Origin of the sequence: Pseudomonas sp. B28(2017) (assembly GCF_002113025.1) — a bacterium.
Classification (GTDB): domain Bacteria; phylum Pseudomonadota; class Gammaproteobacteria; order Pseudomonadales; family Pseudomonadaceae; genus Aquipseudomonas.
In genome coordinates this window covers 140,346-157,620 of sequence record NZ_NEJH01000005.1, presented here as the reverse complement: position 1 = coordinate 157,620, position 17,275 = coordinate 140,346, and the positions used below count along the sequence as shown (strand labels likewise).

Sequence of the window (17,275 nt, the reverse complement as noted above, 5' to 3'; positions counted from 1 at the left end):
CAGGCCCCTAGCTGATATCTGCAGCCTTGATCCGGTCGACTACCCGGGATGCCAGGTCATCAGGGCGGAATTTGGCCAGGAAGTCATCGGCACCGACCTTCTTGACCATTGCCTGATTGAAAACTCCCGACAACGAAGTATGCAGGATGATATGAAGCTTTTGCATGCGCGGGTCGTTGCGGATTTCCGCCGTCAGTGTGTACCCGTCCATCTCCGGCATCTCGATATCGGAGATCATCATCAGGAACTCTTCTTCCGGTTTCTTGCCCTCATCGACCAGCTTGCGCAGGTAATCCAGCGCTTGCCGACCGTCGTTCAACGCCACCACTTCGACGCCGACCGTTTGCAGGCAACGTGTGACCTGCTTGCGTGCCACCGACGAGTCGTCGACCGTCAGCACTCGCAACGAAAGCGCCTTGTGCTGGGTTTCGACATCCACCACGCCGACAGAAATCGCTTCCGGCGTCGGTGCCACTTCCGCCAGCACCTTCTCGACGTCGATGATTTCGACCAACTGATTGTCAACCCGCGTCACTGCCGTCAGGTAGTGATCGCGCCCGGTGCCCTTGGGTGGCGGATGGATCTCCTCCCAGTTCATGTTGACGATGCGCTCCACCGAGCGGACCAGGAAACCCTGGGTCTTGGTGTTGTACTCCGTGATGATCACAAAGGGATTGTTCTTGTCCTTCAAAGCACCGGAGCCGGTCGCCATCGCCAGATCAAGGATCGGTATGGTCGCCCCCCGGATGTTCGCTACACCGCACACGACAGGACTGGACTTGGGCATCAGCGTCAGTTGGGGACATTGCAGCACCTCCCGAACCTTGAACACGTTGATCCCGTACAGCTGCTGACCGTCGAGACGGAACAACAACAGCTCCAGGCGATTCTGCCCCACCAGTTGCGTGCGCTGGTTTACCGCATCCATTACACCAGCCATGCCCAGACTCCTACACCAACGCCAAGTGTTGTTGCGACGCGCCTTCATCACTAAACGGCACGGCGCTTGCTTTTTTAATCGTTATGAACACAGAACCGACATTTTTTCGACGCCTGACCACACCCTGCCGCAAATTGCTCGGCGTGCTGGCGGCTGTTTGCCTGTTCAACGCTGGCAGCCCTGCCCTTGCTGACGCGGTTACCTTGCCTGACATGCTTATCGGCGTCACTCAGGGCTTTCTTGAATTCACCGTAGAAGACTATCTCGCGACCAGTCAAACGGAAGGTCGCTACGAGATCCAGGTCAACCCGCTCGATCCGCGCATGCACATGCCGATGTGCGACAAGGAATTGACAGCAACGCTTGAGAGCCCCAAACCGCTGGGACGGGTCACGGTCAAGGTTCGCTGCGAGGGCGCCACCCCCTGGACCGTCTTCGTGCCCGCTCAAGTCCGCCTGTTTCGCGATGTCGTGACCACCGCACGGCCACTGCGCCGCGCCGCCATTGTCGAGCCTGGGGACGTGGTCCTGCGCGAGCGCGATATCAGCCTGATCAGCCAGGGCTACCTGACCTCCCTTGATCAGGCGATCGGGCAGCGACTGACCCGACCAACGGTCGCCGACCAGGTGATTACCCTGGTGCACATCGAACAGGCCGAAGTCATCCGCAAGGGTGATCAGGTAGTGATTACCGCCCGCAGCGGTACGCTCAGCGTGCGCATGCCGGGTGAAGCCCTGTCAAACGGCAGCCTGAGCGAACAGATCCGGGTGAAAAACCTCAATTCCCAGCGAGTCATCAAGGCGCAGGTCATGGCGCCGGGGCAGGTGGAAGTGTCCATGTAAGGCTCTCGGCTCACCGGAATGTGGCACTTGCCGCGGCTGTTCCCTAGACTGTGCTCCATGCAGGGCAAGCGCTGACGCGCGCGAGGTTCATTGATAAATGGACCTAAAGTTTTCCAGGGAATGGCCGAAACCATGGCAAGCGTCCAAATTCCCAGAGGTTTTTTATCATGGTCATCGATTTCAGCCGTTTGAACAGCTCCTCGTCCCTTACGGGCAGTACACGCACCAGCGCCAGCAAGGAAAGCGCCGAAGCCGGCAAATCCGTGCCGCTGGAGTCCGCGGCCGAACAGGCCGGTACCGTCAAAAGCGGGGAATCGGTACACCTCAGCGATGAGGCTCAACAGTTGCAGAAGGTCACTGACAAGCTGCGCGATCAGCCTGCCGTCGACAAAGCCCGCGTGGCCGAGTTGAAAGCAGCGATTGCCGATGGCAGCTATAAGGTCGACAGCAACCGTGTAGCCAGCAAACTGCTCAACTTCGAAGCCCAGCGCTAGGCCACCGCCGGCGCCAGGCTTTTGGACGCTTAAAACCCAAGGCCAGCCATGCACGACACTAATTTACTGCAACTGATCACCGACGACTTTGCTCCAGCGCAACACTTGCTGGAATTACTGCAGACCGAATCCCTCGCATTGCATGGCCGCGACATGCCATTGCTCGAGGACATCCTGGCGCAGAAACAGGCATTGATCGTCTTGCTCGAACAGCATGGCCGCAAGCGCAGTGAAACTCTCGCCAGCCTCAACCTGCCGACCAACCGTGGCGGTCTTGAGCAATTGGCCAGTCAGTCGAGCATTGGCGACCAGTTGCTGGCGCAAAGTGACGTGCTGACCGATCTCCTGGCCCAGTGCCAGGCCATCAACGCCAACAACGGTCAGTCGATCCTCACTCAGCAGGCCGCTACGGCCACCCAGCTGAAAATCCTCACCGGCGGTGAAACCCCGGCGCTATACGATGCCAGCGGAACATTCTCCAAGCTTGTTAAGCCACGCCCGCTCAGCCAGGCTTAGCCCGCTCGATGACCCCGCTCTATCCAAGACGCAAAAAATGCTGGCAAAATGCTGGCTAGCCGTAGTCAAATTTTGTCTGGAGATTGATTAACCGTGTCCAATGCCTTAAACGTGGATGATGCTCCGCAGCCACCCAAGGTGCTCTCCACGCCCTTGGAAATCTCCGGCAACCTGCGCCAGCTGCTCGAAAGCCATGACCCGCTGATCATCACGTTCCACGAGCGCAGCCAGCGCTTCCAGAGCTATCTGGTGGATCTGGACCGCGACAGCAACATGATTGCCCTGGACGAAATGATTCCCCGAGATGGCGAGCGCTACCTGCTGGCGGGCGAACCGTTCAAGGTCGAAGGCTTCCACGAAGGCGTGCGCATTGCCTGGGAAAGCAACGGCCAATTGAACATCGACGAATCCGGTGGCAGCCGCTGCTATCGTGGCGCCCTGCCCGATGAAGTGGTGTACCACCAGCGCCGCAATGCGTTCCGCGCAGCGTTGAAGCTGGCACAACTGGTCAACGTCAACCTCGACGGCGAAAAGCTCAAGGCCCCCATCAGCGGCAAGCTGCTGGATATTTCCGCGACCGGCTGCAAACTGCGTTTCGACGGCGACATCACTGGCAGCCTGCAACTGGGCCAGGTGTACGACCGTTTCAGTGCCGACCTGCCCTTTGGCAAAATGACCGCTCCGGTCGAGTTGCGTTATCTGCACTTCGAAGAAAAGATTTCCACCACCTTCGCCGGCGTTCGCTTCCACAACATGAGTGGATTGGTGCAGCGTCAGGTCGAACGCTTCGTCTACCAGTTGCAACGCGAAGCGCGCCGCTTCGACAAAGACGACATCTGATAGAGCACCAACAAAAAACGGGCAGCCCCTTGCGATGACTGCCCGTTTTTTGTGCCCGGGATTTAAGGCCTGACCTCGCTGAGGTTTGGGTCCCGCCCTGTATCAGGATCTTCCGGTGACTGATCGGTTTCAGTTTCGGTGACAGTTTCAGGTTCTGAATCAGGCTCTGGCCCGGCACTTACCGGACTGTGCATCTGCTCCTGCACCACCTGCTCGTCAACACGCGGGTCGAGGCAGGCCACCAGTGGTGAACTCGTCATGTTGTCCGGCATGGCCACGTGATGCAGCGGCGCATCTTCCACCTGATGCAGGTTGGTCACCGCTTTCGGGCGAATCCGCCACACCAGTACCAACGAGAAGAAACTGAAAAACGCATAAAGCATCTGGCTGCCGAACAACTTCATCAGCACGCCTGCCACCAGTGGCCCGATACTCGCACCAACGCCATAGGTCACCAGCAACATTGCCGTCAGGGACACCCTGCGATCGCCTTCGACATGGTCGTTGGAGAACGCGACCGCCAACGGATACAGGCAGAACTGCACCAGCGAGCAGACGAAACCGGCGACAAACAGAATCTCCAGCGGCACCTGCGGCATGATCGCCAAAGGCAATGCCGCCAGGGCCAGACTGAAAGCGAAACTGCGGATCAACACGGCCCGATCGTAGCGGTCTGACAACCAGCCCAACGGCCACTGCACCAGCAATCCGGCAAAAATGCAGCACCCCATGAACAGGCCGACCTGCTCCGTGGACAACCCTTGCTGCGAGGCATACAGCGGCGCCAGACCGTAGAACGAACCGACGATCAGGCCTGCCCCGAGTACCGTGCTCAATGACTGTGGCACGCGCTTGATAAAGAACCGTGGTTCCATGGGCGCCGGATGCAACGGCGCAGGGTGAATCCGACGGGTCAGGGCCACGGGCACCAGGCACAGTGCGAAACACAGGGCGACCAGCATCAGCAGCTCCAGCCCCAGCGCCGGGTGCATGACCAGAATCAGTTGCCCCATCACCAGGCCCAGGTAAGAGGCGATCATGTAGCCGCTGAACACCAACCCGCGTTGCCTGGCTTCGGCCTGCTCGTTCAGCCAGCTCTCGATCACCATGTACTGGCACATCATGCCGAGGCCGACGATCACCCGCAGGAACAACCAGGCCGGCAGCCAATCGATCAGGCCATGGCCCAGCACCGCCGCGCCGACAATCCCGGCACAGGCCGAATAGGCCCGGATATGCCCGACCCGGGCAATCAACCGGTGACCGATCTTGCCCCCCAGCACCAGGCCGAAGTAGTTGGCGGCCATCAAGGCACCGACCCACAGGCTGTCGACATGATCAGCAGCCAGGCGCAAGCCCAGGTAAGTACTCAACAGGCCCGAGCCGATCAACATCATCAGCGAGGCGAAATACAGCGCTCGAAAGGATTTCCAGATTTGGCGCATCGGCGTTCCGAGCGGCTCCTTGCAGTGAGAATCGGCTATCGCTAAACGATAGCCGGATGTCGACGGATCGTCAGGCCTGGGCGGCTAAAACACGCCGTTCCCAGGGAGTAATTTCATCCTGGAAACTGCTCAGCTCCAGGGTCTTCGAAGCAATGTAGCCTTCGATGAATTGCGCACCGAACAGTTCCTTCGCCAACTGGCTACGTTTCAGACGCTCAATTGCCGCATGCAAGGTACACGGCAACGAAAGATTGTCCGGCACTTCGAATTCACCCTGGATCGGCGCACTCGGCTCCAACGCGTTCTCGATGCCATGCAACCCCGCCGCCAGACTTGCGGCAATCGCCAGATACGGATTGGCATCGGCGCCCGGCAAGCGGTTCTCGACCCGACGGGCCACCGGCAGACTGGCCGGAATGCGCAGGCCAGCCGCCCGGTTGTCGTGGGACCAGCAGGCATTGTTCGGTGAGGCGTAAGGGTGGCACAAGCGCTGATAGGAGTTCACGTTCGGCGCAAACAGCGCGGTGAAGTCGGCCATGCAAGCTTGCTGACCGGCAATGAAATGGCGGAAGGTGGCCGTCTCCTGCCCCGCCTCATCGCTGAACACGTTGCGCCCCGAATCGATCTCGACGACGCTCTGGTGGATATGCATCGAACTGCCCGGCGTATGCGCCAACGGCTTGGCCATGCACACCACGCTCAGACCATGCTTGAGGGCAACTTCCTTGAGCAGGTGCTTGAACAGGAACGTCTGGTCGGCCAGCAACAGCGGATCACCATGCAGCAGATTGATCTCGAACTGGCTGACACCCATTTCGTGCATGAAGGTATCGCGAGGCAACCCCAACGCAGCCATGCACTCGTAGACTTCATTGAAGAAGAGACGCAGCCCATTGTTGGAGCTGACGCTGAACGCCGAATGGCCATCCTCGCGACGACCGTCCAGCCCCAGCGGCGGTTGAAAAGCCTGGGTCGGATCAGTGTTGGGGGCGAAGACAAAAAACTCGAGCTCGGTCGCCACCACTGGCGCCAGGCCGCGGGCTGCGTAACGGGCAATCACCGACTTGAGCTGACCACGGGTCGACAGATTGCAGCTGGTGGTGGTGCCCAGTTCAACCGCGTCACAAATGGCAAAAGCACGCGGCGGATGGCTCCAGGGCAGACGATGGATTTGTGCAAGGTCCGGGATCAGCGCCAGGTCGCCGTCGTCGCTGCCGTAAAAACGCGCCGGCGGGTATCCGCCCATGATGCATTGCAGCAGCACGCCCCGCGCCATCTGCAAACGTCGACCGTCGAGAAACCCCTCGCAGGTCATCACCTTGCCCCGTGGTACGCCATTCAAATCCGGCGTGACACATTCAACTTCATCAATGCCCGTCAATCGCTGCGCGAGTGAACTCAGGCCAACGGTGGTCATGACGCTATCCTTGTTATTGTGCGGGCCGCGAACGGCGACCGTACAAAATAGGCTCCGCGTGTTCGGAATTTCAAGCAGCGTCGATAAATATGCTGCCTGTCAGGGCAGGTAAAGACGGAACACTCCACCGCCCAACGGACCGCCATTGCCGATTTCGGTGCGCCCGCCAACGCCGTTGCGTTGATGCAACGCAGCAATTCGCCCGGCAAAGTACAGGCCCAACCCGGTGCTGCCGGTGCTTTGATTGATGCCCTGCACGTAATCGGCCTGACGCTCGATCATCTGCGCCGGATACCCCTCGCCATCGTCATTGATGGTCAATACCAGTTGCCCGGCTTCGTCGCTGACGCTGATCAGAATGGCATGCCGTGCAAAGCGAATGGCGTTGTTGATGCAGTTGGCCAATACCGACGCGATCAACTCGCGGTCGAAGAAACCCAGCGGGCTCAGCGGGTCCACTTCATAGGTGGCCATGATGCCGCGGCTGGCGAACACTTCCTGATGACAAGCCAACTGCGCTTCGATGAAATCATCCAGTTCATGGTAGGCCGGTTGCAACGGCATCTGGTTGACGCCGAGCTTGTACAGACCCAGCAACTGCACCAGCATGCCGTTGAGGTGGGCGAACTCGAAGTCGATCACTCCCTGCTCCGGCGTCTGCTGCGCCGACTCCGGCAATCGCGCCAGCCACTGGCTCTGGGCCTGCATCAGCATGGCCAGCGAGTTCTTCATGTCGTGCACGGTAGAGGCGATCACCGTGGAGAAATCCAGTGCCTGCCGGTTGTCGTTCATTGGCCAAACGCCTTGCTGTTGAGCTTCTGGTAGCGCGGATAGCGCGCGTCGGTGTCGGGCATCAGGCCAACCGTTTTCAGGCAGGTCCGGCACTCTTCCAGCTCCGCTGAAGGAGCGCTGGTATCGGTGCCGTGCAACAACGACTGCGCCAGGTTCAGGGCGATACTGATGTTCTTGGGCTGCATTGCCAGGGCTTTGCGAAAGACCTGCCGGGCCTCCACCAGATTGCCGGTCTTGTACACGCGCACGCCCTGACGATTGAGTTCCGCAGCGGCGTTACCGGAATTGAGGATGCTCGGGTCGTCGGTCTGCTTGGCGATGTCCTTCATGACCGCCGGATCGTCGCCGTAGATTTCCACGCAGTTTTTCAGCATCGCAGTACCGGCCTCGCTCTGCCCGAGCATTTTCAGTTGCTTGGCCACCACCAACGCCGCTTCGGCGCTCATGAATTGCTCCATGCCATCCAGGCGCAACAGGGCTTGCTCGGTGAGCTTGTCCGCCGTCTCGGCATCGTTGAGCAACAGGCTGGTGGCCTTCATCAGGCGCGCGCGGATCTGCAGGCCCGGATCGGAGGGGTTTTCCTTGGCCACGGCGCTCAACGTGGTGTTGATTTCCAGTCGGGTCCGCGTGTCCAGCCCCCTTTCGCTACCCTTGCTGATCAATGCGTGGGCCAGGCCGAGGTTGCTCTCGGCATCCTTGAACCGCGACTGCGCACCCTGGCTTACGGCCTGGCGATAGGCCTTGGCCGCCGTGTCGAAGTCCTCGTTGGTCATCGCCAGCTTGCCCAGCAACGCTTGCCGGCGCACCGCCAGCGGCGACAGGCGAATCGCCTCTTCCAGAACGCGCTGTGCACCTTTGGTGTCCCCTTCGGCGACCAGCACGTCAGCCATGCCGTCATACAGCGACGGCATCATCGGGAAGACCTTCAGGGCTTTTTCGTAGATGCCTTTGGCCTGCCCGACCTGGCCGCGCTTGAACAGCAACTTGCCCAACCCGGCAAACGCCCATGGCAACGGACGGTCGGCGATGATGCCGTCGTACAGCCGCTCCAGCGCTTCGTTCTGATTGAGGTCGCGCAGGGCATCGGCGCGGTAGCGCAGGCACAGTGGCGAATAGCGGATGTCTTGCTTGCACAAGGCGATGCAGGCGTTGAGCACCTCCATCGGCTTGCCACGGTCAAGGGCCTGCAGGATTGGCTTGAGCAGGGTCTTGCGCTGCTCGAGGCGCTCCAGGCGCTGGGCCAGGCTGGAACGGTTGAAGGGCTTGGTCAGATAGGCATCGGGCTCGTGCTCCAGCGCACTGAGCACCATGGCCTGGCTGGTTTCGGCGGTGACCATGACGAACACCGCTTCATGGCTGATCAGCTTTTCCTCCATCAGGTCTTCGAGCACCTGCTGGCCGTTTTTCTTGCCGTCACCCAGGTGAAAGTCCTGCAGGATGAAGTCGTACTGCTTCTGCGAACACATTTTCAGCGCCTGTTCGCCGGTATCGGCAGTGTCCACTTCCTTGACACCCAGTTCGCGCAGCATCGACCGAACCGAACTGCGGAAATCCGAGAAATCATCGACGATCAGAAAACGCTTTTGGTGATACGACAGCATCGAAGATTTCCAGGCAAATTAAGAAGAACAACCCAAAGGCAAATACACGGACGGACTCAGCTTCGCAGCCCCCTGTTTTGGCGCGCAGATGATAGCGAGTGGCACTAGGCTATCAAACACCCTCTCACAGAAATGAGACCCCAAAGCCAACCGCAAAAGGCAAAATGGCCCCTGACTGCCCGTGTTATCGGCCAGCAGTGGTGTTCCCTTGAGAACCTTCCTCCAACGCTCACCCCGAATAGGTGAAGGCGTTACTGAAAACGAGACATCGCGCACAAGAAAGTGCTGATAAATGAACGCCCGGCAATTGCTATTCACTGATTTCGCCAAGCCCTGGCTTGCAGGTGGCTCGGCCCGGCAAGATACGCCGATAAATTGACAAGCCAAAAATAGCGTTCTTAAGTTAATGCCATTCGTCGACTAATTGACGATTTTGATCAGGATCAGACTTTGGTTGCAGATCACCTGTGACGAGCCTAATGCCTTGATTTTCGAGGGTTCCCTCCCCTCTCGAGAGCATCGATCAGGCCTGCCTGCACTGGGCTTGCATTGACGACTGACGGATGGTCAGGCTGGCAGCCCCTTGGGCTGACCTAGACTCCGTTGAGGGGTGAGGGAGTACATCGTCATGTGCAATCCATTGATCATTATTCGTATTTATTTTCTCTCTCGGGCTTTGCCTGCCCTTTGGAAATGTTCGCCCTCGCTGCCGGCGCTGTTGATGGAGATGACCCCGGGGCCGGTGGGTGCCAATGCCTGGGCGGGTACCATCGCGGCCTCCTGGCGTTCAAATCTGTCCTTCAATCGCGGCGACCATACAAGCCAGTTGCTGACCCTCGAAGGCCAGAGGGCAGAGTCCATCGTTGGTTCTTCAAGGGGGTCAGGAAGATGATCACCGACCCAAAAGAGCCGATAAGCGTGATGCTGATCGATTGCCGCCCCCTCGTGCTCAAGGGCCTGCATGACTTGATTGATGCCAGAAAGCCCCGAATGGAAGTGACAGGCCAGGCCACCACCTATACCCATGCGCTGGAGCTTGCCGATCAGTTGCGGCCCAATGTCATTTTTTTCAGCTTCTTTCCGGATGCGCTGAATCCTCTGGAGGTCGTCGCGGGACTCACCCGCAACGCTGAAATGAAAGTGCTGCTGTTCAAGGGCCTGTACGAAGCCGTCCCCGCTGCCCGGGCGATAGAGGCTGGCGCTCGCGGCATCGTGCTGGCGGAAGACCCGACGGAATCGATTATCCAGGCCATCCTCAAGGTCCACCATAGCGACGTCACAATGGATAGAGCCTGGGCTGGCGGCCTTTCCGGCTATGCCGCGACCGGGCATGTACCCGTGAAATGCAATCTTGAGCAAGCGAAACAGGCGCGGTTGACGCTGCGCGAGAGAGAGCTGATTTGCGCCATCGTGGGCGAACCATCCGCCAAATATGTGAGCATCGCCGGGCGCCTGGGGATCAGCGAGCACACCGTGCACAACCACCTCAGCAACATCTATCAGAAGCTGAATCTCATCAACCGCATCGACTTGCTGATGTATGCGCTGAAACACGGGCTCACCAACAACGAAACACCACCCAAGTCCTCCTGGGTGGAGATGGATTGAACTTCAAGTCAATACAAGACGGTCTGCCCCTCACCTTCAGGGTGGGGTGGCCGTCAGCGTGTCGCCGTCCTTGTCAGTGGCCTGGAACAGAGTGCCCAGAATGTTCAAGTCGTTCTCGGCCTATCCTGCTGAGCCATCCTGTTCTTTAAGCCCTGTGCTGCTCGCCAGTTCACAGCAGATGCGATCACGGGAATCTCGTATTGGAACCGCAAAAAGAATGCGAGGGTGGTCTCCTGCGCCACCCTCGCATCCGTTCTCGCGCGCAATGCTTCAGGCGCTGCCAAAAAAGATGTCGGTATTCTGAACATCAACCCCGACCACGGTGATGGTCGTTGTTTGTCCACCAGTCTCGGTAACCGTCACGACGCTGTCTGGGCCGGTGTTGTTGATCGATTGGACAACGGCGTTCGGGTCGCCGTTGAGCACCAGCTTGTCCCGCAAGCCCGGGCCCGCATCGAAGCCGTTGACCTGGTACAGGTGCTGATTGACTGACAGATCGATGTTGAACGCATCTTGCTCACCGGCCGTGCCAACCAGCGTGAAGTCGAAGGATGCGTTGGCCGGGTCGTTGGCGAACAGGTTGGCATCGAATGTACTCGTCGCCGAGTCCCCATCCTTGTCCGTCAGCGTCGCGCTGAACGCCAGCTGGACATCGCTGGCCAGGCTCTCGCTCTGCTGAATGAACTGGATCACCGGAATCTTGACATCGCCCCGGCCCATCGTCAGCTGAACAGCGTCGATCAGTGTCGCACCCTCCTTCTGGATGAGGAAGGACACCTGTCCGCCCGCCTCCGGAGTCAGGGTGTTCACCTCGACGCGGTTCGAGAACGTGCCATCCGCGTAGTAGATCCGGTAGTACAGGTCTTCGGTCGCGGTGTTGTAACCCGCCACGGAGTTGTCGATGAAGACCTTCATTCCCGTCAGCAGGCTCTCTGGATTGATGACGAAACTTTCATCGGCTGCGCTGATTGCCGCCAGGTTATCTCCCTGGAAAACGTTGTTGCCGACGCCGATGCCGGACGTGCTGACGTTCATGGCCGCCGGGTCTATGTACGATGGCAGCGGGTTGGTCTGTAGCGCGGCTTCGGTGGGGTCGGGTGCTCCGAGCCCGATGCCGGCCAGGATGTCCGAGGTCGACGCCAGCGCCTTCGCGGAAAAGAATACGATCTCCTCGGAGGTCGAAGGAATAGCCGGGTTACTCGTCTGCGGAATCAACAATGTGCGCACCGAATCCGGGCCGCCGGCTGCGAGCGAGCCGTCGGCACTGCTGAGCACGATCGTCGAACTGAAGCCTTGCACCAGATCCAGTGCATAGCGACCATCGGCGTAGGCGGTCAACGTGTAGTCGACGGTGGTATTCGCCGTTGCGGCGTTGTTGTCGAAATCACCGGTCAAGGTTCCCGTGAATTGGTACGCGCCATTGACATCCGGTGATGGCGACAGCTCGTGAAGCGTGCCGGTCCCGGTCGTGGTCGTGTTGTCCGGCCTGACGAGGGTGAACTGGTTATTGACCAACGAGATATCCAGACCGGCCGCACCCAGCCCGTCGGCTCCCGTCGCCATATTCCAGAACCCGGATTGCGCAAGGACACTACCGGTCCCGATCAGGTTGCCGAAAGCGAGTGCCGGCCCATCGTCCTTGAACACCAGGTTCTGCCCGATGTTCAGCGTCGCCTGAGCGCTGTCTCCGTCCCCGTCGGTCTTGATCGCCGTCAGCGTCACCAGGTTGTCCGAGGTCAACGTCTTCGAATCATCCGGATTGCTGGCGTCGGAATGCACCACGGCGCGGAGCTGGTCGAGGGTGACGCTGCCATTGGCGGCTACGCCGACCGTGAACACCAGCAGGTTGCCCGTGGCTGTGCGGCCTTCGACTACAGCGCCATTGAGCGACAGGTTCACCGCCTGGCCCGAGGCCGTGTCGATCAGCCCGGAAGCCCCGGCCACCACGCCCAGCGCATAGGTCAGGGTGCCGGCGCCATCGGCGCCAAACGCCGAGGTGAAATTGGCGGCGAAGCTCTGGGTGGCGTTGGTCGCCAGTACCGTTTCATCCACCGTCAGCGTTGGCTCCACGCCGGTGGTGCTGATGCTCGGTCCGTCGTCCTTGAACACCAGGTTCTGCCCGATGTTCAGCGTCGCCTGGGCGCTGTCGCCCTCCTTGTCGGTTATGGTCGCCGTCAGTGTCACCAGATTGTCCGAGGTCAACGTCTTCGAATCATCCGGATTGGTGGTGTTGGAATGCACCACGGCGCGGAGCTGATCAAGGGTGACGCTGCCGTTGGCGGCCACACTGACCGTGAACACCAGCAGGTTGCCCGTGGCCGTACGGCCTTCCACTACTGTGCCGTTGAGCGACAGGTTCACCGCCTCGCCGGTGGCCGTGTCGGTCAGCCCGGAAGCACCCGCCACCACGCCCAGCGCATAGGTCAGGGTGCCGGCGCCATCGGCGCCAAACGCCGAGCTGAAGTTGGCGGCAAAGTTCTGGGTATCGTTGGTTGCCAGCACCGTTTCGTCCACCGTCAGCGTCGGCTCCACACCGGTGGTATTGATGTTTGGTCCGTCGTCCTTGAACACCAGATTCTGTCCGATGTTCAGCGTCGCCTGGGCACTGTCGCCGTCCCTGTCGGTCTTGGTCGCCGTCAGTGTCACCAGGTTGTCCGAGGTCAATGTCTTCGAGTCATCCGGATTGGTCGCATCGGGATGCACCACGGCGCGGAGCTGGTCGAGGGTGACATCACCGTTGGCGGCCACACTGACCGTGAACACCAGCAGGTTGCCCGTGGCCGTACGGCCTTCCACTACGGTGCCGTTGAGCGACAGGCTCACCGCCTCGCCGGTGGCCGTGTCGGTCAGCCCGGAAGCCCCAGCCACCACGCCCAGCGCATAGGTCAGGGTGCCGGCGCCATCGGCGCCAAACGCCGAATTGAAGTTGGCGGCAAAGCTCTGGGTGGCGTTGGTCGCCAGTACCGTTTCATCCACCGTCAGCGTTGGCTCCACGCCAGTGGTGCTGATGCTTGGTCCGTCATCCTTGAACACCAGGTTCTGTCCGATGTTCAGCGTCGCCTGGGCGCTGTCGCCGTCCTTGTCGGTCTTGGTTGCCGTCAGTGTTACCAGGTTGTCCGAGGTCAGGCTCGTCGAGTCATCGGGATTGCTGGTGTTGGAATGCACCACGGCGCGGAGCTGGTCGAGGGTAACATCACCGTTGGCAGCCACACTGACCGTGAACACCAGCAAGTTGCCCGTGGCCGTACGCCCTTCCACCACGGTGCCGTTGAGCGACAGGTTCACCGCCTCACCGGTGGCCGTGTCGGTCAACCCGGAAGCCCCGGCCACCACACCCAACGCATAGGTCAGGGTGCCGGCGCCATCGGCGCCAAACGCCGAGCTGAAGTTGGCGGCAAAGCTCTGGGTATCGTTGGTTGCCAGCACCGTTTCGTCCACCGTCAGCGTTGGCTCCACGCCAGTGGTGCTGATGCTTGGTCCGTCGTCCTTGAACACCAGGTTCTGCCCGATGTTCAGCGTCGCCTGGGCACTGTCGCCGTCCCTGTCGGTCTTGGTTGCCGTCAACATCACCAGGTTGTCCGAGGTCAACGTCTTCGAATCATCCGGATTGGTCGCGTCGGGATGCACCACGGCGCGGAGCTGGTCGAGGGTGACATCACCGTTGGCGGCCACACTGACCGTGAACACCAGCAGGTTGCCCGTGGCCGTACGCCCTTCCACTACGGTGCCGTTGAGCGACAGGTTCACCGCCTCGCCGGTGGCCGTGTCGGTCAGCCCGGAGGCTCCGGCCACCACGCCCAGCGCATAGGTCAGGGTGCCGGCGCCATCGGCGCCAAACGCCGAGGTGAAGTTGGCGGCAAAGTTCTGGGTATCGTTGGTTGCCAGCACCGTTTCGTCCACCGTCAGTGTCGGCTCCACGCCGGTGATATTGATGCTTGGTCCGTCGTCCTTGAACACCAGGTTCTGCCCGATGTTGAGGGTTGCCTGGGCGCTGTCGCCGTCCTTGTCGGTCTTGGTTGCCGTCAACATCACCAGGTTGTCCGAGGTCAAACTCGTCGAATCATCCGGATTGCTGGTATTGGAATGCACCACGGCGCGGATCTGATCGAGGGTGACATCACCGTTGGCGGCCACACTGACCGTGAACACCAGCAGGTTGCCCGTGGCCGTTCGGCCCTCCACCACCGTGCCATTGAGCGACAGGTTCACCGCCTCGCCGGTGGCCGTGTCGGTCAGCCCGGAGGCTCCGGCCACCACGCCCAGCGCATAGGTCAGAGTGCCGGCACCATCGGCGCCAAACGCCGAGCTGAAGTTGGCGGCAAAGTTCTGGGTGGCGTTGGTTGCCAGCACCGTTTCGTCCACCGTCAGTGTCGGCTCCACGCCGGTGGTGCTGATGCTTGGTCCGTCATCCTTGAACACCAGGTTCTGTCCGATGTTCAGCGTCGCCTGGGCGCTGTCGCCGTCCTTGTCGGTCTTGGTTGCCGTCAGTGTTACCAGGTTATCCGAGGTCAGGCTCGTCGAGTCATCGGGATTGCTGGTGTTGGAATGCACCACGGCGCGGAGCTGGTCGAGGGTGACATCACCGTTGGCAGCCACACTGACCGTGAACACCAGCAAGTTGCCCGTGGCCGTTCGGCCCTCCACCACCGTGCCATTGAGCGACAGGTTCACCGCCTCGCCGGTGGCCGTGTCGGTCAGCCCGGAAGCTCCGGCCACCACGCCCAGCGCATAGGTCAGAGTGCCGGCACCATCGGCGCCAAACGCCGAGGTGAAGTTGGCGGCAAAGCTCTGGGTGGCGTTGGTCGCCAGTACCGTTTCATCCACCGTCAGCGTCGGCTCCGTGCCAGTGGTGCTGATGCTTGGTCCGTCATCTTCGAAGACGATCTTGGAGCCGATTTCGGTGGTTACCGTGTTGGTCTGCAACACCTTGAAACCACCGATGTCGAAGTCTGCGTGCGTCTTATCGCCATTCTTGGCGGTCAGCAACCCGGCGTTCTCGATCAACACGCGGTTATGGTCGGTCGCCGTGCCGTAGGTAATCTGTGAGTCGGTCGGAACGCCGGTGATCAGCACTGTGCCGTCGGCGTTGTAGGTGATGACAGCGTTGGTGACGGTGGCGCCCGCGAACGTCTTCACGGTGACACTGCCGTTGGTGATTGCGACCCTTTCGCCGTTGTCGTTGGCGTAGCTGTTGATGAAGTTTTCGCCGCTCTGCGACCCGCCGACGTTGTCGGCGTTCTTGAAGGCTGTGAGCAAGACTTTCGCGGTCGTGCCACCCGTCTCCTGCACGACTCTGAAGGTCGCGGCGCGGGCGCCGAAGTATTGAGTGAAGTCGATGTTCGATTCGACACCCGCTTCGCCTGGGCTCAGGTTGGGGATCGTGACGTCCGCCCTGGCACCGGTGACAAAGCTGAAGCGCAGACCTTCCTGTTCGGTGATCGCCTGGTTATTGGTGCCCAGAGTCGTGTTGCCGCCGCCCTGACTGCTGTTGACCGTATCGGCGCTGGTGATGGCAGCGCTGCTTGCCGACTGATCCAGCGGATTCTTGCCCGTGACGATGATCGAGACACCGGGAATCCGACCGTTCACATCGGCCGTCGCGCCCTCGGTCGTGAACATCAGGAACAACTGCTGCCCCGACGGCGCCCCAGCCAGGCTGAAATTCGTGTCCTCGCTGGTGCCAATGAAGACCTTCTGATCCAGATTGATCGAGTCGTCGGGGGTGCCGGTATCTCCGTGATAGAGCGGCTGGTACAGCACCGTCCAGATCTTGCCACCAGTGACCGGCGATCCGGTCTCTTCAATATAGGCAGCAAAGACGATCGCACCGGCAGGGTCTGCGTCGCCATTCAATTTGGCTGCGCGACCAAGGAGAACGTTGTTGTTCTCCGTATCGGTATAGAGGTAAATGCTGACACCGCCAGCAGTGTCGCGTTCGCTATCCACCCCATCGAGCAGGGTGCCGTCTGCTTTGGTAAACCGGATATCCGTGATGACTCCGCCGGCAGCGGGCGCGATCGTGAACGCATTGAGGCCTGTGTTTGAGCCGTTGTAACCACTCAATGCGGCGCCAATCAAGGTTTCTGTCGGAGCGGTAGCGGCCAGCAGTGTCGCCAGCCGGCCAGAAAACGCCGTAGGCAAGGTCAATGACGTGTCGTTGTCGTCAGCGTCTCCTGCTGGGACTGGAGTGGCAGCACCGTTCTGCAACCCGGCCGTTTCGTCCAGTGTAACGGTCACACCGGTCGCCACGGCACCCGGACTGCTGTCCGTAAACGACGTTGTCGCCACGGTGTCGTCACCAGTGCCGACGACTCCATCGGCACCCGCAGAGGTAGCTGTAAGCAAAAACGTCGCGCCTGCCGAGTCGTCGGGATTCACGTACCATGAGGTGGTGACGCTGCCGTTGACCTGGCCGTCGAGATCGCCGGCGCCGCCGTCGGTCACAGACCAGGGCTCGTGCCCCGCGCCGGTGTTGGTATCGAGCACATCGTCGGACGTGCCCCACACACCATCCGCGCCAGCACCGATGGCGTGGTCCACTTCGAGCGTCACTGTACTGCCGGCGGAGAAGCCGCTGGCCGTGATGATGGCAGTGCTGCCGGGGGCGTAGTCTTTCAGGTCGGTGGTGACGAGCGGAGTGTAAAGGCGGGATCGATCGCTCACATAGGTAAAAGTCCAGTCGTGGCTGACGGGTGAAGGATGGTCACCGGCGATATTGGCCAGGTCACTCGTTGACGATGAGGTTTTCTTGCGCATAGTCATGACTTTCTCCTCAGTGGG

The 17,275-nt window shown here is 60.3% G+C and carries 12 protein-coding genes; 6 read left to right on the top strand and 6 right to left on the bottom strand.

From position 1 onward, the window contains the following. Positions 1-7: 7 nt before the first annotated feature. Complete coding sequence (locus tag CAF65_RS16255; protein ID WP_085717184.1) at positions 8-940, bottom strand: chemotaxis protein CheV; 933 nt, start codon at positions 938-940, stop codon at positions 8-10. An 83-nt stretch (positions 941-1,023) separates the two neighbouring features. On the opposite strand from CAF65_RS16255, the gene flgA reads away from it, so the two are divergent. The 4 genes from flgA to CAF65_RS16235 all read left to right on the top strand — a co-directional run bounded on the left by flgA (position 1,024) and on the right by CAF65_RS16235 (position 3,632). Then, positions 1,024-1,782 (top strand): flagellar basal body P-ring formation chaperone FlgA, encoded by a 759-nt coding sequence (gene flgA / locus CAF65_RS16250; protein WP_085717183.1) that lies wholly within the window; start codon positions 1,024-1,026, stop codon positions 1,780-1,782. A gap of 167 nt (positions 1,783-1,949) precedes the next feature. Next, positions 1,950-2,276 (top strand): flagellar biosynthesis anti-sigma factor FlgM, encoded by a 327-nt coding sequence (gene flgM, locus CAF65_RS16245; protein ID WP_085717182.1) that lies wholly within the window; start codon positions 1,950-1,952, stop codon positions 2,274-2,276. A gap of 48 nt (positions 2,277-2,324) precedes the next feature. After that, entirely contained in the window at positions 2,325-2,792 is a 468-nt protein-coding gene (locus CAF65_RS16240) for a flagella synthesis protein FlgN (protein ID WP_085717181.1), read from the top strand. A 93-nt stretch (positions 2,793-2,885) separates the two neighbouring features. Further along, positions 2,886-3,632 carry a flagellar brake protein gene (locus CAF65_RS16235; protein ID WP_085717180.1) on the top strand — a complete coding sequence of 249 codons (747 nt, stop codon included), beginning with the start codon at positions 2,886-2,888 and terminating at the stop codon, positions 3,630-3,632. A gap of 62 nt (positions 3,633-3,694) precedes the next feature. Here CAF65_RS16235 and CAF65_RS16230 read toward each other — a convergent pair whose 3' ends face one another. From CAF65_RS16230 to CAF65_RS16215, 4 genes are all read right to left on the bottom strand, one after another. Further along, on the bottom strand, positions 3,695-5,077 hold the full coding sequence (locus CAF65_RS16230; protein ID WP_085717179.1) for an MFS transporter: 1,383 nt from the start codon (positions 5,075-5,077) through the stop codon (positions 3,695-3,697). Between the two features lie 70 nt (positions 5,078-5,147). After that, complete coding sequence (locus CAF65_RS16225; RefSeq protein ID WP_178076709.1) at positions 5,148-6,392, bottom strand: glutamine synthetase family protein; 1,245 nt, start codon at positions 6,390-6,392, stop codon at positions 5,148-5,150. Positions 6,393-6,593: 201 nt separating this feature from the next. Continuing rightward, the gene (locus tag CAF65_RS16220) at positions 6,594-7,286 is read right to left on the bottom strand and encodes a sensor histidine kinase KdpD (RefSeq protein WP_085717177.1); all 693 of its coding nucleotides are present in this window, start codon (positions 7,284-7,286) and stop codon (positions 6,594-6,596) included. After that, positions 7,283-8,887, bottom strand: coding sequence for a tetratricopeptide repeat-containing response regulator (locus CAF65_RS16215; RefSeq protein ID WP_085717176.1), 1,605 nt, complete (start codon positions 8,885-8,887; stop codon positions 7,283-7,285). The genes CAF65_RS16220 and CAF65_RS16215 overlap by 4 nt, the downstream gene beginning before the upstream one ends. Positions 8,888-9,515: 628 nt before the next feature. Here CAF65_RS16215 and CAF65_RS16210 point away from each other — a divergent pair. Beyond that, the gene (locus CAF65_RS16210; RefSeq protein WP_085717175.1) at positions 9,516-9,779 is read left to right on the top strand and encodes a hypothetical protein; all 264 of its coding nucleotides are present in this window, start codon (positions 9,516-9,518) and stop codon (positions 9,777-9,779) included. Beyond that, on the top strand, positions 9,776-10,495 hold the full coding sequence (locus CAF65_RS16205) for a response regulator transcription factor (RefSeq protein WP_085717174.1): 720 nt from the start codon (positions 9,776-9,778) through the stop codon (positions 10,493-10,495). Before CAF65_RS16210 ends, CAF65_RS16205 begins: the two co-directional genes overlap by 4 nt. A 270-nt stretch (positions 10,496-10,765) precedes the next feature. Here CAF65_RS16205 and CAF65_RS16200 read toward each other — a convergent pair whose 3' ends face one another. After that, on the bottom strand, positions 10,766-17,257 hold the full coding sequence (locus CAF65_RS16200; protein WP_256578650.1) for a DUF5801 repeats-in-toxin domain-containing protein: 6,492 nt from the start codon (positions 17,255-17,257) through the stop codon (positions 10,766-10,768). Between the last annotated feature and the right edge of the window lie 18 nt (positions 17,258-17,275).